Source organism: Hoskinsella mucinilytica, assembly GCF_045223415.1.
GTDB lineage: Bacteria > Bacillota_I > Bacilli_A > Erysipelotrichales > Erysipelotrichaceae > Hoskinsella > Hoskinsella mucinilytica.
Genome location: NZ_JBEQZJ010000020.1, coordinates 13,523 through 34,213, shown reverse-complemented (window position 1 = coordinate 34,213; position 20,691 = coordinate 13,523). Strand labels below are relative to the sequence as shown.

General features: G+C 37.4%; 20 protein-coding genes, 1 riboswitch and 1 other annotated feature. All 20 genes read right to left on the bottom strand.

The features are described 5' to 3' along the window. Position 1: 1 nt before the first annotated feature. Positions 2-1,000 (bottom strand): ABC transporter substrate-binding protein, encoded by a 999-nt coding sequence (locus UGRO018_RS08720; protein ID WP_416326097.1) that lies wholly within the window; start codon positions 998-1,000, stop codon positions 2-4. Then, complete coding sequence (locus UGRO018_RS08715) at positions 997-1,515, bottom strand: nucleoside-triphosphatase (RefSeq protein ID WP_416326096.1); 519 nt, start codon at positions 1,513-1,515, stop codon at positions 997-999. The genes UGRO018_RS08720 and UGRO018_RS08715 overlap by 4 nt, the downstream gene beginning before the upstream one ends. After that, positions 1,505-2,818 carry a uracil-xanthine permease family protein gene (locus UGRO018_RS08710; protein WP_416326095.1) on the bottom strand — a complete coding sequence of 438 codons (1,314 nt, stop codon included), beginning with the start codon at positions 2,816-2,818 and terminating at the stop codon, positions 1,505-1,507. The genes UGRO018_RS08715 and UGRO018_RS08710 overlap by 11 nt, the downstream gene beginning before the upstream one ends. 55 nt (positions 2,819-2,873) lie before the next feature. Continuing rightward, positions 2,874-2,976, bottom strand: a riboswitch (purine riboswitch). A 47-nt stretch (positions 2,977-3,023) separates the two neighbouring features. Then, on the bottom strand, positions 3,024-3,776 hold the full coding sequence (locus UGRO018_RS08705) for an exodeoxyribonuclease III (RefSeq protein ID WP_416326094.1): 753 nt from the start codon (positions 3,774-3,776) through the stop codon (positions 3,024-3,026). A 100-nt stretch (positions 3,777-3,876) separates the two neighbouring features. Continuing rightward, complete coding sequence (gene obgE / locus UGRO018_RS08700) at positions 3,877-5,166, bottom strand: GTPase ObgE (protein ID WP_416326093.1); 1,290 nt, start codon at positions 5,164-5,166, stop codon at positions 3,877-3,879. 67 nt (positions 5,167-5,233) lie between these two features. Further along, on the bottom strand, positions 5,234-5,518 hold the full coding sequence (gene rpmA, locus UGRO018_RS08695) for a 50S ribosomal protein L27 (RefSeq protein WP_416326092.1): 285 nt from the start codon (positions 5,516-5,518) through the stop codon (positions 5,234-5,236). Between the two features lie 2 nt (positions 5,519-5,520). Then, positions 5,521-5,835, bottom strand: coding sequence for a ribosomal-processing cysteine protease Prp (locus UGRO018_RS08690; RefSeq protein ID WP_416326091.1), 315 nt, complete (start codon positions 5,833-5,835; stop codon positions 5,521-5,523). A gap of 5 nt (positions 5,836-5,840) precedes the next feature. Further along, complete coding sequence (gene rplU, locus UGRO018_RS08685) at positions 5,841-6,152, bottom strand: 50S ribosomal protein L21 (protein ID WP_416326090.1); 312 nt, start codon at positions 6,150-6,152, stop codon at positions 5,841-5,843. 14 nt (positions 6,153-6,166) lie between these two features. Beyond that, positions 6,167-6,240 (bottom strand) — a sequence feature (ribosomal protein L21 leader region). A gap of 82 nt (positions 6,241-6,322) precedes the next feature. Then, positions 6,323-6,808, bottom strand: coding sequence for a GNAT family N-acetyltransferase (locus tag UGRO018_RS08680; protein ID WP_416326089.1), 486 nt, complete (start codon positions 6,806-6,808; stop codon positions 6,323-6,325). After that, positions 6,808-9,879 (bottom strand): DNA polymerase III subunit alpha, encoded by a 3,072-nt coding sequence (gene dnaE / locus UGRO018_RS08675; RefSeq protein ID WP_416326088.1) that lies wholly within the window; start codon positions 9,877-9,879, stop codon positions 6,808-6,810. Before dnaE ends, UGRO018_RS08680 begins: the two co-directional genes overlap by 1 nt. A gap of 109 nt (positions 9,880-9,988) precedes the next feature. After that, positions 9,989-10,633: an HAD family hydrolase gene (locus UGRO018_RS08670; RefSeq protein ID WP_416326087.1), complete on the bottom strand. Its 645-nt coding sequence runs from the start codon at positions 10,631-10,633 to the stop codon at positions 9,989-9,991. Between the two features lie 37 nt (positions 10,634-10,670). Continuing rightward, entirely contained in the window at positions 10,671-11,615 is a 945-nt protein-coding gene (locus UGRO018_RS08665) for a DHH family phosphoesterase (protein WP_416326086.1), read from the bottom strand. Beyond that, on the bottom strand, positions 11,615-12,811 hold the full coding sequence (locus UGRO018_RS08660) for an acetate/propionate family kinase (RefSeq protein ID WP_416326085.1): 1,197 nt from the start codon (positions 12,809-12,811) through the stop codon (positions 11,615-11,617). The genes UGRO018_RS08665 and UGRO018_RS08660 overlap by 1 nt, the downstream gene beginning before the upstream one ends. Positions 12,812-12,825: 14 nt before the next feature. Then, on the bottom strand, positions 12,826-13,140 hold the full coding sequence (gene ylxM / locus UGRO018_RS08655) for a YlxM family DNA-binding protein (protein ID WP_416326084.1): 315 nt from the start codon (positions 13,138-13,140) through the stop codon (positions 12,826-12,828). Continuing rightward, positions 13,133-14,110 (bottom strand): signal recognition particle-docking protein FtsY, encoded by a 978-nt coding sequence (ftsY, locus tag UGRO018_RS08650; protein ID WP_416326083.1) that lies wholly within the window; start codon positions 14,108-14,110, stop codon positions 13,133-13,135. Before ftsY ends, ylxM begins: the two co-directional genes overlap by 8 nt. Continuing rightward, positions 14,110-17,052: a chromosome segregation protein SMC gene (locus UGRO018_RS08645; protein WP_416326082.1), complete on the bottom strand. Its 2,943-nt coding sequence runs from the start codon at positions 17,050-17,052 to the stop codon at positions 14,110-14,112. The genes ftsY and UGRO018_RS08645 overlap by 1 nt, the downstream gene beginning before the upstream one ends. A 110-nt stretch (positions 17,053-17,162) precedes the next feature. Continuing rightward, a complete protein-coding gene (locus tag UGRO018_RS08640; protein WP_416326081.1) occupies positions 17,163-17,990 on the bottom strand; it encodes a hypothetical protein in 828 nt (275 codons plus the stop codon). 10 nt (positions 17,991-18,000) lie between these two features. Then, on the bottom strand, positions 18,001-18,507 hold the full coding sequence (locus UGRO018_RS08635) for a flavodoxin family protein (protein WP_416326080.1): 507 nt from the start codon (positions 18,505-18,507) through the stop codon (positions 18,001-18,003). Positions 18,508-18,525: 18 nt separating this feature from the next. Then, entirely contained in the window at positions 18,526-19,731 is a 1,206-nt protein-coding gene (locus UGRO018_RS08630; protein ID WP_416326079.1) for an L-serine ammonia-lyase, iron-sulfur-dependent, subunit alpha, read from the bottom strand. A 6-nt stretch (positions 19,732-19,737) separates the two neighbouring features. Then, complete coding sequence (gene holA, locus UGRO018_RS08625; RefSeq protein WP_416326078.1) at positions 19,738-20,691, bottom strand: DNA polymerase III subunit delta; 954 nt, start codon at positions 20,689-20,691, stop codon at positions 19,738-19,740.

The window sequence follows — 20,691 nt, the reverse complement described above, 5'->3', positions numbered from 1 at the left end:
ACTAAATGCCAAGGTCCTCAGCAGTTACCTCAATTCCATAAAACTCTTGATAAAATTGCTGTGCTTCTTTTAACACCTGATCCATAGAAATACTTTCTGGCTCTAAGATCGACTTTAACCAAAGCTCTCCCAGACAATAAGATAAGTTAGGCGTATCCCACGTTTCTAAAGCACTTGGAAACTCATATATATGGTTACGATTTATCGCCTGTAATGCTTGTAAAGACGCATCCTTTTTTACAGCTTCTATATCTGCACCCGCTTGTTCGATCAAGATATAAGATGGATCTGCTTTTAATAATTCTTCTTTGTTGATATTGAACCAAGAAGTACTTGTGGTATCTGTGATTGCATTATTCGCACCTGCATTCTTAATGAGTTCTCCTTGAAACATGTGTTCTCCGCTAGCCTGTAAGATATCGCTTCCTGCAAAATAGATGGTTTCCTTTTCATCTTTTTGACTTCTTACATAGGTTGTCTGAAGTCTTTGTTGAAAATCTTTATATGTTTGAGCACGTTCTTGTGCACCACAAACATTCGCAATGATATCCACCGCTTCATTGAAATCCTGCATTGTTTCAGGGTCTAACAAAATCACCTTCATATCAAGATCTTCTAATTTATCGACATAGCTTTTTAAACTAACAGGTAAAAACACAACATCAGGATGTGCCTTTGCACATTCTTCTACATTAAATGACTTTTTATTGCCCATAGCCGGTAACTCTAATAGTTCAGGAGCTGCCTTTTGATAGATTGCTCTGGTATCTGCTTTCATTTCTACACCGACAATTTTGTCCGTTTGACCTAATCCAATCAGTGTTGTAGTAGCAATATAATATCCACTTACGATTTTTTCCACAGGTTGATCTAACGTCACTACTCTTCCTGCTTGATCTGTTATTGTGATTGTTTCATCTTTGACCTCTTTTTCCATCGTGCAACCACTAATGAATAAACATAAGATCAATACCATTAATCCTTTTAATTTATGTTTCATATGCTCTCCTTCCATAACGTTATGATTGATGTTTTGATTGCATCATAATTCATCTCATCAAAATCAAACAAGATGATATCTTCTCTTTGTTTGATATCCTGTATATATTGTATCTCACATTTCTTTAAAACACCAAGTATATTCTTACATTCTTCTAAACTTTGAAACAAGGTATCGATAAACAAGGTTTCTTTTTTCTCTAATCTACCAATTTCATCCATGATGAGTACATGATCCTTTTGTTGCATACTGCGTTTGAGAACAGTAACACCAAAGTCATCGAACACTCCTGGTATGGTTTCATTCCAACCGTCATGTTGAATGGAAAAGCGTTGATCGTTTTCCTCTATTGGTAACAACGCATGTAAATAGAATCCCGTTCTGATACCATGCTCATAAAAAGGAAGTGTCTGAAAGCCACATGTGCTTAACTGACACTCCTTGATGATTTCATTGATACAAGTAGATTTCCCTACCCCTTTATCTCCAGTCAAAAAAATCTTTTTATTCTTCACGTTCTTCTTTATCCTTAGGCAAGATCAAATTCAATACCGTAGCGATCACAAAGGTCATGATGATCCCATTTTGCGCAAAGATATTGCCTACCCAAGTAGGAAGCTGATCTAAAACAGCTGGTACATTTCCAATACCGACACCTAAGCCAATCGCAAGTGCAATGATCAAACCATTACGTTCATTCAAGTTGCATCTTGCTAAAGATTGAATACCACTCACCAAAATCATCGCAAACATAATGACTGCAGCACCACCTAATACAGATTGAGGCATAACAGAAAATAATGCGCTTAACTTTGGACAAAAGCCACATAAGATCAAGAAAACAGCACCTGTCATGATAACAAAACGATTCACGACCTTAGTCACTGCGACCAAACCGACATTTTGAGAAAAAGATGTATTTGGCAATACACCAAACAATGCACCGATCACACTACCCAAACCATCTGCCATAACGCTACCTTGTAATTCTTCATTGGTTGCTTCTCTTCCAAGACCACCATTGGCTACCCCACTTGTATCTCCGATGGTTTCTACAGTTGTGGCAATGAACATGATACCCATTGCAATGATTGCCTGAGGATGAAATTCAAGGGCTACCGGCATAAAACTTGGAATAGCAATCCAAGCCGCTTCTTTGACCTGTGTAAAGTCTACCATTCCTAAAACAATCGCAAGTATATATCCTGCCAAGATACCAATCAAAATAGATGCATTATTCACAAAGCCTTTAAATTGTTTTGCGATCAAGATCACGATGATGACAAACGTACCAACCATAAGATGTTGGATGCTACCAAAATCCGCTGCACCGTTACCACCACCAAAATAATTGATACCAACCGGCAACAAAGATAATCCAATGGATACAATGACCAAACTTGTTACGATCGGTGGAAATAATTTACGAAGTGGTTTGATGAAATAACCCATCACCATTTCAAAAAGACCGCCTATGATGCTTGCCCCCATCAATGAGCCATATCCAAATGCAGCACCGATTGCCTTTGCCGTACCGATAAAGCCTGAGCTTGTACCCATAACAATAGGAAGTCCACTACCGATTTTCCAAAATGGATATAATTGAAATAAGGTAGCTACCCCTGCTACAAACATTGCATTTTGAATCAATGTCATCTTTAATGCACCACTCATTTCCAACATACCGCAAATAATGATCAATGGTGATACATTACCCAAAAACATCGCTAGGATATGTTGAATACCTAATGGCAATGCTTTCTTTAAAGGAACCTTTCCATCTAATTCATAGATGCTATCTTTCTTTTTTTCTTCCATACTTTCTCCTATCTTTCATGAAAAAATTCTCGTATTTCTACGAGAATCAACGAACAATAAAAAAACGTTGATTCATAGTCCTCGAAACATTGGTTCAAGGGTAGAAACAATTCACTCCCTGTCAGTGAATTTATACGAAACAACGAAATTTTATCATAAAATGTAAGAAAACACTACCATTTTTTTCAAAAGATAAAGGTTACCCTTAGATATTGATTTCAAGTGATACAGGACAATGATCACTTCCGAATACATCAGTATGAATTTTTGCCTCTAGAATGTTCTCTTTGCTATCATCGCTGACAAGGAAATAATCGATTCTCCAACCTGCATTTTTCTCTCTTGCTTTAAAACGATAGCTCCACCAAGAATACTCCACACGATCCGGATATAAATATCGATAGCTATCAGTAAATCCACTCGCTAACAACGCTCTCATCTTATCTCTTTCTTCATCGCTAAAACCTGCATTTTTACGATTTGTTTTGGGATTTTTTAAGTCGATTTCTTCCTTAGCGACATTCATATCACCACAAACGATCACTGGCTTTTTTTCATTGAGCTTATGTAAATAAGCTTTAAAATCATCTTCCCAAATCATACGATAATCTAATCTTAATAAGCCATCTTTAGAATTCGGTGTATAAACTGTCACAAGATAGAAATTCTCATATTCACAGGTAATGACACGTCCTTCATGATCATGCTCTTCTATTCCGATACCATAGGTTACTTGTAATGGCTCTTTTTTGGTAAAAACCATCGTTCCACTATATCCTTTTTTCTCAGCACTGTTCATATATTGCATATAACCGGGTGTTTCTATTTCAAGTTGCCCCGGTTGCATTTTGGTTTCTTGTAAACAAAAAATATCTGCATCTACCTCATGAAAAAAGTCCATAAATCCTTTTTGCATACATGCACGTATTCCGTTGACATTCCATGATACCATCTTCATTCTATCTACCTCCATTGTTACTATAATCATAACGGATTTGATGAAGAAATACCAGTAAATTGATTTTGATACATGATATAAAAAAAGCCCGATTTGGGCTTTATTCTACGAATTCAAATTCAATATCACAAATGGCAACACTATCTCCATCTTGACATCCTGCTTGACGTAATGCTTCATCGATACCCATCTTACGCATTTTTCTTGCGAATCGCATGATATCTTCTTCATTATCAAGTTTACTCATCTTAAATGCTTTTTCTAATTCCTCACCAGTTAGCTCCCATTGACCGTTTCCTAGATTATGAACCTCAAAGGAAGGTTGTTCTGGTTCGAATTTATATAAGACACCTTCAGCTTCCGCATCCACTTCTTCATCATTAAACAAAGGAAATTGTGGTGTTGTTTCCAACAGATCAGCTGCACGATATAGCACAGGTTCTAGTCCTTCCGCAATGATGGTCGTGGTTTCAAATACTTCAACATCAGGATAAGCTTCTTTAAAGCGCTTCAGATTTTCCTGTGCATGATCCAAATCCATCTTGTTTGCTAACACAACTTGAGGTCGTTCCATCAAACGATATTCATAATTGCTAAGTTCTTCATTGATGATACGATAATCCTCTAACGGATCTCTTCCATCGTTGGCCCCCATATCAACGACATGGATGATCACTCGACAACGTTCAATATGTCTTAAAAACTGATGTCCTAAACCTTTCCCTTCACTGGCACCTTCAATCAAACCGGGAAGATCTGCCATAACAAAACTTCTTCCGTCCGGAACCTGAACCATACCAAGATTTGGTGCGATCGTGGTAAAATGGTAATCTGCAATTTCCGGTTTTGCTTTGGATACAACACTCAACAATGTTGACTTACCTACAGAAGGAAAACCAACCAAGCCAACATCAGCCAATACTTTCAGTTCAACTTGAACATCCAGTTCTTGACCAGGTTCACCAAGTTCACTATATTGTGGCGCAGTATTTTTACTTGATTTAAAGTGAAAATTTCCTCGACCGCCTTTGCCACCTTTCGCAATGATTTCCTTTTGACCTTTTCGTGTTAGATCCGCAATGATCCTACCACTTTTGGCGTCTTTCACCAAAGTCCCCAAAGGAACCTTAATGATGCAGTCACCACCATCTGCGCCATGCATCTTTTTGGTTTTTCCATTACCACCATTTTCTGCGGCCATTTTTCTATTATAGCGTAAATCCAATAACGTTGTCTTGCCTTCATCAACCATAAACACGATATCACCGCCTGCACCGCCGTCTCCACCGCTTGGTCCACCATAAGCAACATATTTCTCTCTTCGAAAAGCAACGATACCGTCTCCGCCTTTTCCTGCTTTTATATGCACCTTGACTCTATCTACAAACATTCACGACACCTCCTTACTATGATATATTCTGTTCAAAAATAAAATCCCCAAACGGGGATTTCTATCATTAAGCAACTGGATATACAGACACTTTTTTCTTGTCTTTACCTAAACGCTCAAATTTAACAACACCATCTACTTTCGCAAACAATGTGTCATCTCCACCTTTACCTACATTTGTACCTGGGTGAATTTTTGTACCACGCTGACGGTAAATGATTGAACCAGCATGACATTTCTGTCCATCAGCTAGTTTTGCTCCAAGGCGTCTACCAGCAGAATCACGTCCGTTCTTAGTAGAACCAACACCCTTCTTAGATGCAAATAACTGAATATCTAATACAAACTTCATAATTACACCTCCTGTTCGTTTATCTGAACATATTTTTTATAAGTTTCTTTCAAGGTCTGCAGTTGAATGATCATCCCTCTTAATAGAAGTTGATTTCCCTCTGTAACCTTATTTACCTGAATTTCAACATCTGCGTCTTTCATAGAAAGATCACAGGTATCAGGTTCCATCTGGTCTAATGCATTCATCATCCCAATCGCTATACTACTAACACCTGCACATACTAGATCTTGCCCTTTATCGGCATATCCTGCATGTCCACATATCGTCATATGAACAATTTTTTGATGCTGATGCAATACAGTGACCTTTACCATAGAAATTAAGCCTCGATAGATTCAACAGTTAATTTTGTATATGGCTGACGGTGACCCTGTTTACGGTGAGAACTTCCTTTTTTAGCTTTGTATTTGTAAACAATGATTTTTTTCGCTTTTCCCTGTTTTTCAACCTTAGCGTTAACCTTCACACCTTTTACATATGGAGTTCCAACACGAGTTGTTCTGTTTGAGTAAGCTACTACTTTGTCAAATACTACAGTATCCCCTTCTTGGGCATCTAGTTTTTCAACAAAGATTACAGATCCTTCTTCAACTTTGATCTGCTTTCCACCTGTTTCGATAATTGCGTACATAATCGCACCTCCTTCTTGTTTTTAAGACTCGCCAAATAAGGTGATGAATACCATACTTAAACCTTATGATGAGCGGTTGTAAATCCAATCGGACATACAACACGTAGTATGATACCATATTTTTTTACAGAAAGCAATAAAGTATTTGCTTTTTTCACTACTTCTACCTTCTAAAACGTTAACAACATATCATACCAAGTAACGCCTCCATGAATAGATGCACTGATTCCCATATTGACATAACCAAAGCTTTCATAAAAACCGATCAAATGTTGTTTACAAGTTAGAAACATACCTGTTTTTTGATCTTCTATGCTTTGTTTGATCAAGGCTTGCATCATATCTTTGGCATAACCAAGATGACGATATGCCGGATGTACATCCAAGCCAAACACAGCTTGATAACTTCCTGTAGGTTTATGTAGTTGAGCATTTTCATATAAATCATCACTCATTCTTTCCTGATCACAAACACATCCATTGATCATCGCAATGATTTGTCCCTCATGTTCCATTACCAAAAAGTTGTGTGGAAAAATTTGGATACGTTGTGCAAGAGCTGTTCTTGTTGCGGCTTCAGCCAAAGGAAAACAGCTTGCTTCCAGTTCTACTAGCTGATCGATATCATCCATTCTCGCATGTCTTATCATATCCATTACCTTTCTATCTTCGTAAGCTTCTTGACCAAGCAGGAATTTTCTTTATCGATCACACCTTCGATGTAAAGATAATTTCCTTTGACAAGATCTTTTTCATGTATTTCATAAATATTAGGCATACATACCAAATCAAACTTGCTGGTTTCATCATTCACTAAAACAAACATCATCATATGCCCATTTTTTGTACGATACGGTTTACATTTTTCAATCTGACAAATAAATTTCACATAGCCACGAACTTCTTTTAAAAACACAAGAGGTCGTAAATTAGCATCTAGTTTGTTTCTTAATGCTTCGATTGGATGTGTTGTCAGATAAAATCCCAAACATTCCTTTTCTTTTTCAGCACGTAAACTTGCGTTTTCTTTCAATGATGTCATGGCCGGCTTGCTCACCAAATCGAAATCCAATAAGATTTGATCTTGATCTTCGATTTTCACCAGATCACCATAACGAATGGCATCATCTAAGCTTGCTATCATGGATACTCTATTGATACGAAACTCATCTAATGCACCTGCATAGATCAATGTTTCCATTGTTTTTTTGGCTACTCGATATTTTGCCATACGTGCAACAAAATCAAAGAAGTCTAAATAAGGTCCATGTTGTTCTCTTTCTTCTATGATCGGTAATGCAATGGCTCTACCGATTCCTTTGATGCCTAACAATGGAAATCTTAATGCATCATGTTGAATTCGATAATGCAATAAGCTATCATTCACACTTGGCAATAAGATCTGAATACTACGTTTTTTTGCTTCAAATACATATTCATTGGTTTTAGAGTCGGAACCAATGACGCTATTTAATAGACTCATGAAAAAATACAATGGATAATTGGCCTTTAAATAAGCGAGCTGATAAGCTACCATACCATATGCAACGCTATGGGAACGATTAAATCCATAATTGGCAAATTTCATGATCAGATCATAGACATGCTCTGCCAGTGCTTGCGCATATCCTTTCTTTAATGCACCTTGTATGAATTCCTCTTTCAACTTGATTAATTGATCGCCTTTTTTCTTGCTGATTGCTTTTCTAAGATTGTCTGCCTTTCCCAAAGAAAAACCAGCCATGGTCGTTGCGACCTGCATGACCTGCTCCTGATAGATCATAATACCATAGGTGTTGATCAAAATCGGCTTAAGACTAGGATGGATATAATCCACCTTTTCAGGATGTGATCTTCTTTCTAAATACTCTGGGATATTTTCCATTGGACCCGGGCGATATAACGCAATGGTCGCAACGATATCTTCAAAACAAGTAGGTTTGATCTTTCTGATAAGATTTTTCATTCCTTCGCTTTCTAATTGAAATACGCCAATGGTATCGACATCTCGAATCAAGTCATATGTCTTTTTATCATCCAAAGGAATTTTCATGATTTCCAATTTTGTATCTTGTGTTTCATTGATATGATGTACGATTTCATCTATGATGGTCAAATTTCTTAATCCTAAGAAATCCATTTTGATCAAGCCAAGTTCTTCTAGATACTCCATCGTAAATTGGCTTGCTCTGACTCCTTCATCTACATCGATCAAAGGACATACCTGATCAATGTCTTCATTGGAAAGAATGATACCTGCTGCGTGTAATGATGCATGCCTTGGTAGTCCTTCTAATCTTAACGCAACACGAAACAGTTTCCTATACTTTTCTCCAGAATTGATTTTTTGTTTAAAAGCAGCTCGTTCTTCATACGCTGCTTTCAACGTAATTTTAGTTCGATTAGGTACCAAACGACATAAGCTATCCATTTCTCTCACGGTGAAATCCATGGTTCTTCCTACATCACGCAATACTTGTTTTGCCGCCAAGGTATTAAAGGTAATGATATGAGCAACTCTTGTGTTTCCATACAAAGAAGTGACATATTCTATAACTTCATCACGACGATTATCCGGGAAATCCGTATCGATATCCGGCATGGAAACACGCTCGGGGTTTAGAAAACGTTCAAATAGCAAGTGATATTGAATGGGATCTGCGTGCGTAATACCAAGACAATATGCTACCAACGAACCTGCCGCACTACCTCTACCAGGACCAATATAAATGTCTTTTGTTTTCGCAAAACGGATAAAGTCCCAAACAATTAAGAAATAATCAGCGTATTTCATTGATATGATGACATCTAATTCATATTCTAATCGATCTACATATTCCTTTGGTATTGATTGATAATTCATACGTTTTTGTAACCCTTTATGGCATAGTTGGCGTAAAAAGACTTCACTGCTGATACCATATTTATTATGAAATTTAGGTAACACCGCTTTTTCCAATTGCATTTTTACGTTACATAAATCCGCAATTTCTTCTGTTGTTTCCAGGTCATCCTCATCATATAGCTTTTTCATTTCCTCTTGTGAGCGAAAATATCTTCCAGTACTACAATTTAAGGTCTTATCATCGATGGACAAGCCTTGATCAATTGCACATAGGGTACGATAGCTTTCTTCATCGCTTTCATCTTCATAATAAATTCTGGAAAGTGCTGTTGTGTGAATCCCCAACTGTTTACATATCCCTTTTAAAAATGCATTTTTCTTTTCTAATAATCCGGCATCATTTTTTGCAATCGCCACATAGAAAGTAGAAAAATAGTTTGCGCATAAAGATAGATGTGCAATCAAACGATCTTTTTGTTCTTGTAACAGCATAGCTTCCAAAGCATCGCTATCTCCTCCACTGATGACCACACAATCTTTGGTATAGGAGCTTAATTCTTCAATACTGATGGTTCCATGCTCTTCTGTGTTTAAATAAGTGGATAGTTTCAACAAGGATACATATCCTGTATCGTTTTTCGCAAGCGCAACAAAGTTATAGAGTTCCCCATCTTCTGTTACATTTAATTCCATTCCGAAAATCGGCTTGATTCCCTCGTTTTGACAGGCATGATAAAATGCCATAGCGCCATGAAACACTCCAAAATCTGTAAGTGCTACTGCAGTATAGCCATGTTTTTTTGTATTTTTTATAATCTTTTCAATTGTCAGCGTGCTTTTTAATAATGTATAGCAGCTTCTAACATGTAAATGTACGCTCATGCCTTCACCTCTCTCTTATTTTATCATATTTTCTACCCTCATGCCGCATAGAACGCATGAGATTTTTTATCCTAAAACAAAAGCAGGCAACTATGCCTACTTTCAGAACTTATTTCATAAGATAATTTGTTAATTCAGAAACACTTTCTACAATGATATCAGCACCGGCTTTTTCAAATTCTTCTCTGGATCCATAACCGTAAAGCACTGCTATACAAGGTAAATGATTTTCTTTTGCGCCTAAGATATCATGTTCACGATCACCTACCATAATCGCATCCATTTCATGAACATGATGCTTGTTTAATGCATAGGCGATAACATCTCCTTTTTTACTACGGCTTCCATCCATAGTTGCACCGCAAACATCGTCAACATCATCAGCTAACTGAAAATGTTCCATGATTTGTCGAGCAAAACCTTCCGGTTTACTTGTAGCAACCAGAACTTTCTTGTTTTGTGCTTTTAATTGTTGTAACATCTGGGCAATACCGGGATATACCTTATTTTCAAAAATGCCTGTTGTTGAAAAATATTCACGATAATATTGGATAGCCTGTTGAGCTTGTTCTTCATCCATAGAATAGTATTTCATAAAGCTATCTTGCAGAGGTGGTCCGATAAACACTTTTAAATCATCAAGATGTTTTACTTCAATATCAAATTTTCCAAGCGCATATGCTACTGATTTTGTAATTCCTTCTTTAGGGTCCGTTAATGTTCCATCTAAATCAAACAAACATACTGGTTTCATATATTCTCCTTATACAATAAAAGGGTTCTTCACCCTTTTATTCGTTAATTCTATTTAAAATTTCTTGTAAAATGCACTCAATATCCTTATCACTAAGATTTTTTACGCCACAAGCAAATCGATGTCCGCCACCATTGTATCTCATGGCAATGTCGTTGATCGTGGTATTCCGAGAACGAAGGCTTCCATTATAACGAAGCATTCCTTGTTCATCCGTTTCTTTCTCCACAAACAAAGCCCAAGCTTTAAATTCATGAACCCCACCAAACACGAACACCTTTTCTTTGGCTTCATTAAAGCTCAGTCCAAACTGTTCATAGTCTTCTTTATGAACAATACTGTATGCAATTTTCCCACCCAACACTTTACAACTGCTTCGTAGATAATTTTCATATTGAAATTGTTGCATGGATGTTGAAAAATTTTCTTCATTTGACTTTTGTACATCTACTCCATGATCCAAAAGATAAGCTGCGGTTCTTAAGGTCTGAGATGTTGTTGTAGGAATAGAAAAGCGTAAGGTATCCGCAATCAAACCACTGTATATATACTGAGCAGCAGTGGATGAAATATGGTAACCTTCGTTCATTAACAATGTTCCCAATATTTCACAGGTAGCTCCAGAACGATCATCAATATATTCTTCATCCGCAAATGTTTCCACGAATATATGATGATCTATTTTCAGACGATAGGCAGCAGTTTTCCATCTTGCATCATCGATCCTATCTTGATTGGCAGTATCTAAAATAATAGCCAAAGAGTGACGTATGGTTTCATCGTCAACGACATCACTGCCAGGAAAATGAGAGCATTTGCTCCCATCGTCCTTTCCCAATGCATACACTTGTTTATCTGGATAAGAATCTATGATCCATTGTTTTAAACCGAATTGGGAACCAAGCGCATCCGCATCAGGACTGATGTGACGATAAATCGTGATGATATCGTATTTCTGGATGAGTTCAAAAATAGAATTCATTAGTTCTGCATCAAACGGTAAGTATCACGAGCAATCATTAATTCTTCATTGGTTGGAATCAACCAAACTTGAATCTTGCTATCTGGTGTAGATAACAATACCTCTTTGCCTCTTGTTTTACCGTTGAGCTCCTCATCTAATTCTACACCGAATGCTTCCTTCAAACGATTACAAATCATATAACGCATATTAGTATCATTTTCACCGATACCACCAGTAAATACGATTGCATCAGCACCGCCTAGTTGTGCATAGTAACCACCTACTACATTGATTACACGATTGACATATACCTCAGCTGTTAATACAGCAGCTGGATTTCCTTCTTTACACCCATCTTCAATATCACGAGCATCAGAACTAATGCCACTCACACCTAGCATACCTGATTTTTTGTTCATGATATCATCCATTTCATCAGGTGTAGCACCTGTTTTCTTCATGATATACGTTACGATTGCAGGATCGATATCTCCACAACGTGTTCCCATCATAACACCTGCCAAAGGAGTAAAGCCCATAGAAGTATTGATAGATTTTCCTCCATCTACCGCTGTAATGCTTGCTCCGTTTCCTAAATGACATGTGATGATCTTTGTATCTTTAATATCTTTATTCATCAATTCTGCACAACGTAATGATACATATTTATGACTTGTACCATGGAAGCCGTAACGGCGAATTTTATAGTTATCGTAGTATTCCATAGGAAGTGCGTAAATATAGCTTTCTTTCGGCATTGTAGAATGGAATGCTGTATCAAATACAAATACATGCTTACAGTTTGGCAAATTTTCTTTGAAAGCATTATAACCGACCAAACCTGCTGGATTATGTAAAGGTGCCAACTCATTTAATGATGCGAATTGTTCAACTACCTCATCTGTTACAGGAACAGATTCCTTAAAGATTTCCCCTCCATGAACTGCACGATGACCTGCACCGACAATTTCATCCAAACTGTTTACAACTTTATATTCTACCAATGCTTCCAGCAATAATGAAACAGCCTTTGTGTGATCAGGGATCGGTAAGATTTTTTTGATTTTTTCACCATTTACCTTAATCGTGAAAATAGCATCTTCAAAACCGATTTTTTCTACGATTCCACTTGTCAATACCTCTTCACTTGGCATTTCAAATAGCTGAAACTTTAAAGATGAACTTCCTGCGTTCACTGAAATAATTTTTGACATGATATCCTCCTAATTTACTCGATATTTTCTAAATCTTCTATCAATGATCGGACTTCCTTGTTTCCAATCGTCTTTATTTTATCATAAATCTTTGCTCTTGTTTCATAATTCTTCACAAGATGCAGTTTTTTTTCGTAATCCAACAATATTCTCTCACTTCGCTTCAAATGATCATTGACTGCTGCCCTACTGATTTCTAATGTTTCGCTAATTTCTGATAAAGAGAAATCCTCTTTAAAATATAGATTCATGATCTCTTGTTGTTTCTGCGTCAACAAAGGCTCATAGGCATCTAATAGCGCATTCATTTCTTGTGTTTGTTCAATCATCAGATAACAGATCCTCACAGATTCCATAAAGATAAGAATCGATATCAAACGGACGTAAATCGTCTTCCTTTTCACCTAATCCGATATATTTTACCGGCAATCCCAATAGATCACGAATTGCAATGACAATACCGCCTTTTGCCGTCCCATCCATCTTTGTTAAGATGATTCCGGTCACATTGGTCGTTTCCAGGAATATCTGTGCCTGTGAGATTCCGTTTTGACCTGTTGTTGCATCTAGCACCAACCATACCTCATGAGGTGCATCAGGAATTTCACGTTCACATACTCGACGCATCTTTTCTAATTCCTTCATCAAATTGGCCTTATTTTGAAGACGTCCGGCAGTATCACCGATCATGATATCAATATCATGTTCTTTTGCATATCGACATGCATCTACCAGCGCAGCGCTTGGATCTCCGTTTTCTCTTCCCTTGATACAAGGAACGTTAAGTCGGTTTGCCCATTGAGCTAGCTGATCGATTGCGCCGGCACGAAAGGTATCTGCTGCCGCAACGACCACGCTTTTTCCTTCTTCTTGAAATTGCTTAGTTAATTTTGCCGTTGTTGTAGTCTTCCCACTACCATTGACACCCACCATTAAGATTACCGTAGGTCCTTCACTATTTTCATGAAATGGTTCATCTTCTTTTGTACAATACATATCATGCATGACTTCGATCAAACATTCACTGATTGCATGAAAGTCCTTCAATTTCTGATCCATCGCTCTGTTTTCTACTTCATCTACGATTTTTTGTGCTGTTTTAATTCCGATATCGGCCTCTAATAATACGATCATCAATTCCTCAAGAAATTCCTCATCTACGCCACTAAAGCCCAAAGCCAACTTTCGAATACGTTCAGAAAAGGACTTCTTGGTTTTATCTAATCCACTTAAATAGCGATCCTGATCTTTTTCCTGTTTACCGGAAAAGGTTTTTTTCAATTTAGAAAATATGCCCATTACGCTGTTACCTCTTCTTTCTTATCTACCATATTGATTGCATCTTGCAGTTTTACCTTCAATAGCTGACTGACACCATTTTGTTGCATTGTGACACCATATAAAGCATCACATTGCGCCATCGTACCAGGTCTATGCGTTACTACGATAAATTGACTCTCTCCACGAAATCTCGTGATATATTTCGCAAATCGTTCTACATTTGCTTGATCTAGTGCCGCCTCAACCTCATCAAAAATACACAAAGGCATAGTTCTTGCTTTTAATATTGAGAACAACACACAAATGGCAATCAAAGATTTTTCACCACCAGAGAATAATCGAATGTTTTGTACGGTCTTTCCGGGTGGTCTGACTTCAATATCAATTCCCGTATTTAAAATATCCTGAGGATCTACCAAAAACAATCTAGCACTTCCTCCTCCAAACAAAGCTTGAAATACGTCGTTTAATTCGCTATTGATACGATCAAACATATCTTTAAATTGATGGACCATGATTTCATCCATTTCATCGATCGCAACTAGAATTTTTTGTTTTGCCGCATTCAAGTCATCTTTTTGTTTGGTTAGAAATTCATATCGTTGTGAAATTTCTTTATATTGCTCAGGAGCATCTAGATTGACATTGCCTAGACCTGCGATTTCTTGACGCAACTCTTTGACACGTTCTCGTGCAACACTCATATCAGCATCCATCTTTTGTCCTTGTGCATATTCGAAAGTCATTTCATAGGTTGAACTCAATCGTTCCATACTTGTTTCCAAACGTGTTTCGGCTTTTGCTTGTGCAACCTCAATATCTCGCATCTCATTTTGCACGATATTCAAATCACGACGAAGACTTCGAATCTGTTGTTCCTTACGCTCTACCTCATTGCCGACCTTCATACGGCGTTCACGTTTGCTCTTGATGGTTGCACTGATATCATCGATCTTGCTATGTGCATTGCTTAATCGAACGATCAAATCATCTTCTAACAGTTCGCTATCTGTTTCTTTGTCAGCGTCAGGAGCAACACTTTCATATTCTTCTTTTAAATGCTCTAGCTTAGACCATTTTGCTTTTACGATAGGATCTAATTGCGCAATAGAAATTTGTAGTTGTACCAAAGCAGCATTGCATTGATCCTTTTTGCTTTGCAAAGAAGCCAGTTGTTGTTTCAATCCATCTGTTTTCATTTTCTGGCCTTCTAAACTTTGCATAACTTGATGTAATTCTTTTTGTATGGTCAATGGTGTAGCATTGTTTTTCTGTTTACCACCGGTCATACTTCCGCCTTTATTGACGATATCTCCATCGATGGTCACAATTTTATAATTGTATTTTAACATTTTCGCAATTTCATTGGCATTGACCAAATTGTCTACGATCACGACATTACCAAACAAAGAATCTCTCAAATCGTTAAAAGTTTCTTCGTTTTCTACAAATTCGCTTGCTACACCTAAAAATCCCTTTAAGTTTTTCGCAAGCAAATAATGTTCCTTCATCATCCTATGTGGTCGCATGACCGTCAAAGGCAAGAAGGTTGCTCTACCACTTTGATTCTTTTTCAAAAAACCAATTGCGTGTCGTGCACTCGCTTCATCTGCCGTAACGATATGATACATTGCACCGGCAAGCGCATTGGAAATCGCCGTTTCATAATTCATCTGTGGCTTAAATAATTGGGAAACAACACCTAATATCCCAGGTAAGGTACTTTTTGCCTCTAAAATAGAACGAACCGCATTCTGATGATTGAATGGCTGACGTGCAAGATTTTCTAATACATCCTTACGGTTTTCCAAACGATTTAAAATGGTACTTGCTTGTTGATTTTCACTTTGACTATAGCTGATATCACTTTCTATCTTGATAATTTCCTCTTTTTTCAAAGATAGATCTATTTCTAAGTCTTTTAACCTTTTTTTTCGATCCTCATATTCAAAAGCAGCTTCATCAACCATCGCCTTTAATTCTCTCGCCTTTTCTGCATTGCTCGCAGATTCTAATGCATATTTACGTTTTTCATCCAGCTCGATCTTACGCATTTCCAACATTCGAGATTCTTCATTGATCTTACTGAACTGTTCTTGCAAACGATTCACTTCACGATCTAATTGATACATTTCATTTCTTAATTCACTATTTTTGGTATCCTCGACTTGAATCGTTGTTTCATGCATTGCTTTTTGTGTATCAAGATCAAAAGCTTTCTTTTTCAGCTCGTCGATTTCACCATTTAATTTTTCGATTTCATCGACCAAAACACTGACCTCGATCACTTCCAACTCTTTCTTCTTTTCTAGATATTGTTCCGCTTTTTTGGCTTGACGTTTTAATGGATTCACCTGGCGTTCCAATTCAACGATGATATCCTCTAAGCGCATAAGGTTTTCTTGTGTTCGATTCAATTTAGATAAGGATTCATTCTTTCTTTTTTTATATTTCGCAACTCCAGCTGCTTCTTCAAAGAGAGCTCTTCTTTCCTCCGGCTTCGCATCCGCAAAAGCAGAAATGTTACCCTGAGATATGATGGAAAGCGAATCTCTTCCTAATCCCGTATCCATTACTAGATTGATGATGTCTTTCAAGCGACATGGTGCCTTATTGATAAAGTATTCCCCTTCACCACTTTGTCTATGTAGTTTTCTTGTGACCTCAACCTCTTCAAAATCTACATTTAAAATATGGCTCGTATTATCAAACACTAAGGTGACTTCTGCCATATTGACAGCCTTTCTTTGTGTAGAACCGCTGAAAATTACATCACTCATACTGCTGCCTCGCAAAGATTTGACACTCTGCTCACCTAGCACCCAGCGAATCGCATCATTGATATTGCTTTTACCACATCCATTTGGTCCCACAATCCCAATGACATCACTATCAAAATTGATTACTGATTTATCCGCAAAGGATTTAAATCCTTGTAATTCTATCCGCTTTAAAAACATTCGGATCTTCCTTTCATTGTCATCTGACCTGCTAATTCCAAGTTATTATACCATAGTTTCACTATTGAAAGAAGTATTGATTTATGGAAAGGATAGCAAGTCAGTAACCTTCACTTCCAATCATTTGGTTGTTTTAGATACCATGGCAACTTTGTGTTTTTATTTCCTTGCATCGCATTGACTTGTGCCTGTGTCAAATACATACAGTTTGATAAATCACAATCAAACACCTTAACATCACGAACATCGCTTCCTAAAAAGCACGCACCGTATAAATCACTTCCTGAATAATCAGAGCCTATCAAAAAAGACATACTGAAATCTTCATATTTAAGATTTTGTTTCCTTCGTTTTTCATTCAATCGATAAAAACTTTTTTTCTGCATGTTGCTATGACTAGGCAACTGTCTAAGCCAACTTTGTTTCAATAACGGATTGACCTCTTCTCTGATCTTATCCATATCGAAACATCGCAATAATTTAGGTTCCTGTTGTTTGATGGCTTGAAGCTGACTGATTTTTTCTTCTATGGCGATTTGTAGTACTGATTCAGGTCCATTTGTTAAAGCTTCCCAAAGATAAAACAGCATTTGATGCAATTGAGAAACGATCACAAATACATCAAAAATCTCTCTTTGCATCTTTACATCATCACGCCATGATTTACCACGATAAATGGTAGCTGTTACCTCGTTTCCGGCACCAATACAATCATAAGATCGGCATCCTTGACATCCCTTTTCTCGTAATTGTTCATGAATATCACAAAGAAAATCACGTTGTAAATGCTGGCAAGGGGTTTGTGCTGGCTTATCGTATGGAAAGCCATCGATCTTAGAAAAATATAAGGCAGTACAGCATAATCCGCTGCACTGCTTACAATTGGTTTCTAACTCTTTCAACCATGGAATCTGTTTGTTATGTATCTCTTTTTTCATATTGAAAACCTTAAGAACCTAATATCGTCTTAATGAAAGTGATCGCATTTTGAATGTCCTGCTCGTTTGGATGATGGATACCTTCTTCATATGCCTCAAGTTGCGCTTTTAAATGAATATCCTCGGGATTTTTCGCAAGCATCTCTTGATATCGTTCGATGGTTTTTTCACCTACACTGCCTTGACAAAGGAAATGACCAAGAAGATGAGCATCATGAACATGCTTTTCTACATTCTGTTTGATCATATCATAATAAGCAGAATTTTCTTTTGCGCCTAAAGAACCGAATAACACAAGTTTTTTCCCTTGCATATGTGCAATGACACGTTGACTCAACTCATCGCAATCCCCCTTATTGATCCAATAGCCGATCATAAAACAGTCGAAATTTTGTAAATGAGACACTTGAAACTGATCAGCTGGAATCAACTCTGCGTCCTCTAACTCCCTTGCCATAGCCTCAGCTAATTTCTTTGTATTTCCTGTTAGAGATGAATAAATGATCAGTGTTTTCATAACTACTTCGCTTCCTTTCTATGATTTTACAGGAACGATCGTTGCTAGCCCTCCAAGACTTGTTTCTTTCAATTCAATGGCAAGCTTCTTTCCTGTATAATTCATGGTGTTTACCACCATGTCAAAGCTAACTTTATGATCTCTGATACCACTCAATCCTTTTGCCAATATAGCGGCATCGATTGCACGCATGACGCCTACCGCATTTCGTTCGATACAAGGTATCATAACATATCCACCTACCGGATCACAGGTCAAACCCAAATGATGCTCGATACCGATTTCCGCTGCATATTCTATTTGTTCATTTCTTAGTCCATGGAAATATGCAACCATAGCTGCGCCCATACTAACCGCCGCACCGATTTCCGCCTGACATCCACCCTGTGCTCCTGAAATCGTCGCATTTTCTTTGATAAGATTACCAAGTAATCCCGCAATCTTCAAGCCATTTCGAATACATTCCTTGGAATAACCTAAGTCCAAGTGATAATAATATACCAGCGCCGGCATGATACCACTACTACCAAGGGTAGGTGCTGTTACGGTGGTATTGCCACTGGCATTTTCCTCACTGGCACTATATGCATAAGCACTTAACAATAGTTTTTCTTTTTCTACTGCCTGTCTACACAAATCTGCTTTTCGCTTCAGATCCTTTGCGACTCTTAATAAATGAAGATTTCCTGGAAGCTCCCCTGACTTGCTTAGACCTCGATCCACTGTTTCGATCATTGTCTGCATGATTTCATCCATATAGTCATCTAATGCATCAAATTTATTCACGTATTCCCATAGCTCCATATCGTGCTGATGACAATATTCCAATATATCTTTTAAGGTATGATGGGGATAAACATCTGCACCTTCACTGTTTTCTTTTCCTTCAAAACGTATCGCACCTCCACCAATCGAATAGACAATGTCTTCTGCCAAACGATGATTTTCATGATCAAAAGCAATCAACTTCATCGTATTTGGATGCTTTAAATCATGACCAGTTTTAAAGAATACCATACAAGGTTTCGGTTTCATCGTTTCGATGATGATGTAATCCGTTAAATGGCCTTTTCCGGTCAAGGATAACGAACCATATAGTTCCACCTCAAAATGATCTGCTTGGGGATGCTCTTCTTTGAATATCCTACAAGCCCTTTGAGGACCTAAGGTATGTGAAGAAGAGGGACCAGGTCCAATACGATATAACTCTTTTAATGATTTCATTTTATACTATGCTCCTTGTAATTCCAATAGGAATAATTCAAATCCTAATTTTTTATCTAATAAACCGCCTTTTAATTTCTGATCCAATGCCGCAAGTTTTGCTAGGATAGAAAGCAAATAGGATACCGATAATTTTCTTGCGCTTTGCATGGTCAATTGAACCCGATAAGGATGAGCACCAAGACGTGATACGATCATATCTTTACCTGCTCCTTGATCCATGAGAACTTTGACCTGATATAAAAAGCGAAACTGTCCTGCTAGTAAAGCAATCAAATAGATAGCATCTTTATTCAATACACATAAATCTTGCCATAGTGTAAAAGCTTTTTTCAGATCACGATCTACAACGGCATTCACCAATTGAAAAACATCATCCTCAAGTGGTCTGGTGACCAACTTTTCCACGACTACAGTGGTAATGACTTCTCCATAAAGTTCTAATTTTTCCATTTCAGCTTTGATAGAACGAATATCATAAGGCAATCGTTGATTTAACTCCTGAACGGCGCTTGGCTCTATTTCAAGATTTCTACGTTGTATTTCTTCTTTGATATAGTTTTCTTTCCCTAGCGTATCTAAACGATGAAACTGTAACACTTTACAACATTTCTGTACCTTCTTCACGATTTTCTTTCTCGCATCTAATTTCTCAAAGCTTCCCATAAAGATCAAAATGGTAGACTCCATCGGAGCATCCAAATAATGATCTAATATCGTCATATCTAAATCAGTATCATTGTTGGTAGAAAGAAAATTGGCATTTCGAATAAGAATGATCTTTTGCTCAGCAAAGAAAGGAATTGTTGTCGCATCTGCTATGATGGTTTGCATATCGCTTTGAAGAGCGTCATATGTAATTACATTTAGATCCTGTTCATCCATATGATATTGTTTTAATATTCTTTTTAGTGTTTGAGACAGCTCGTATTGTTCTTCGCCATAAAGTACATAATTCAT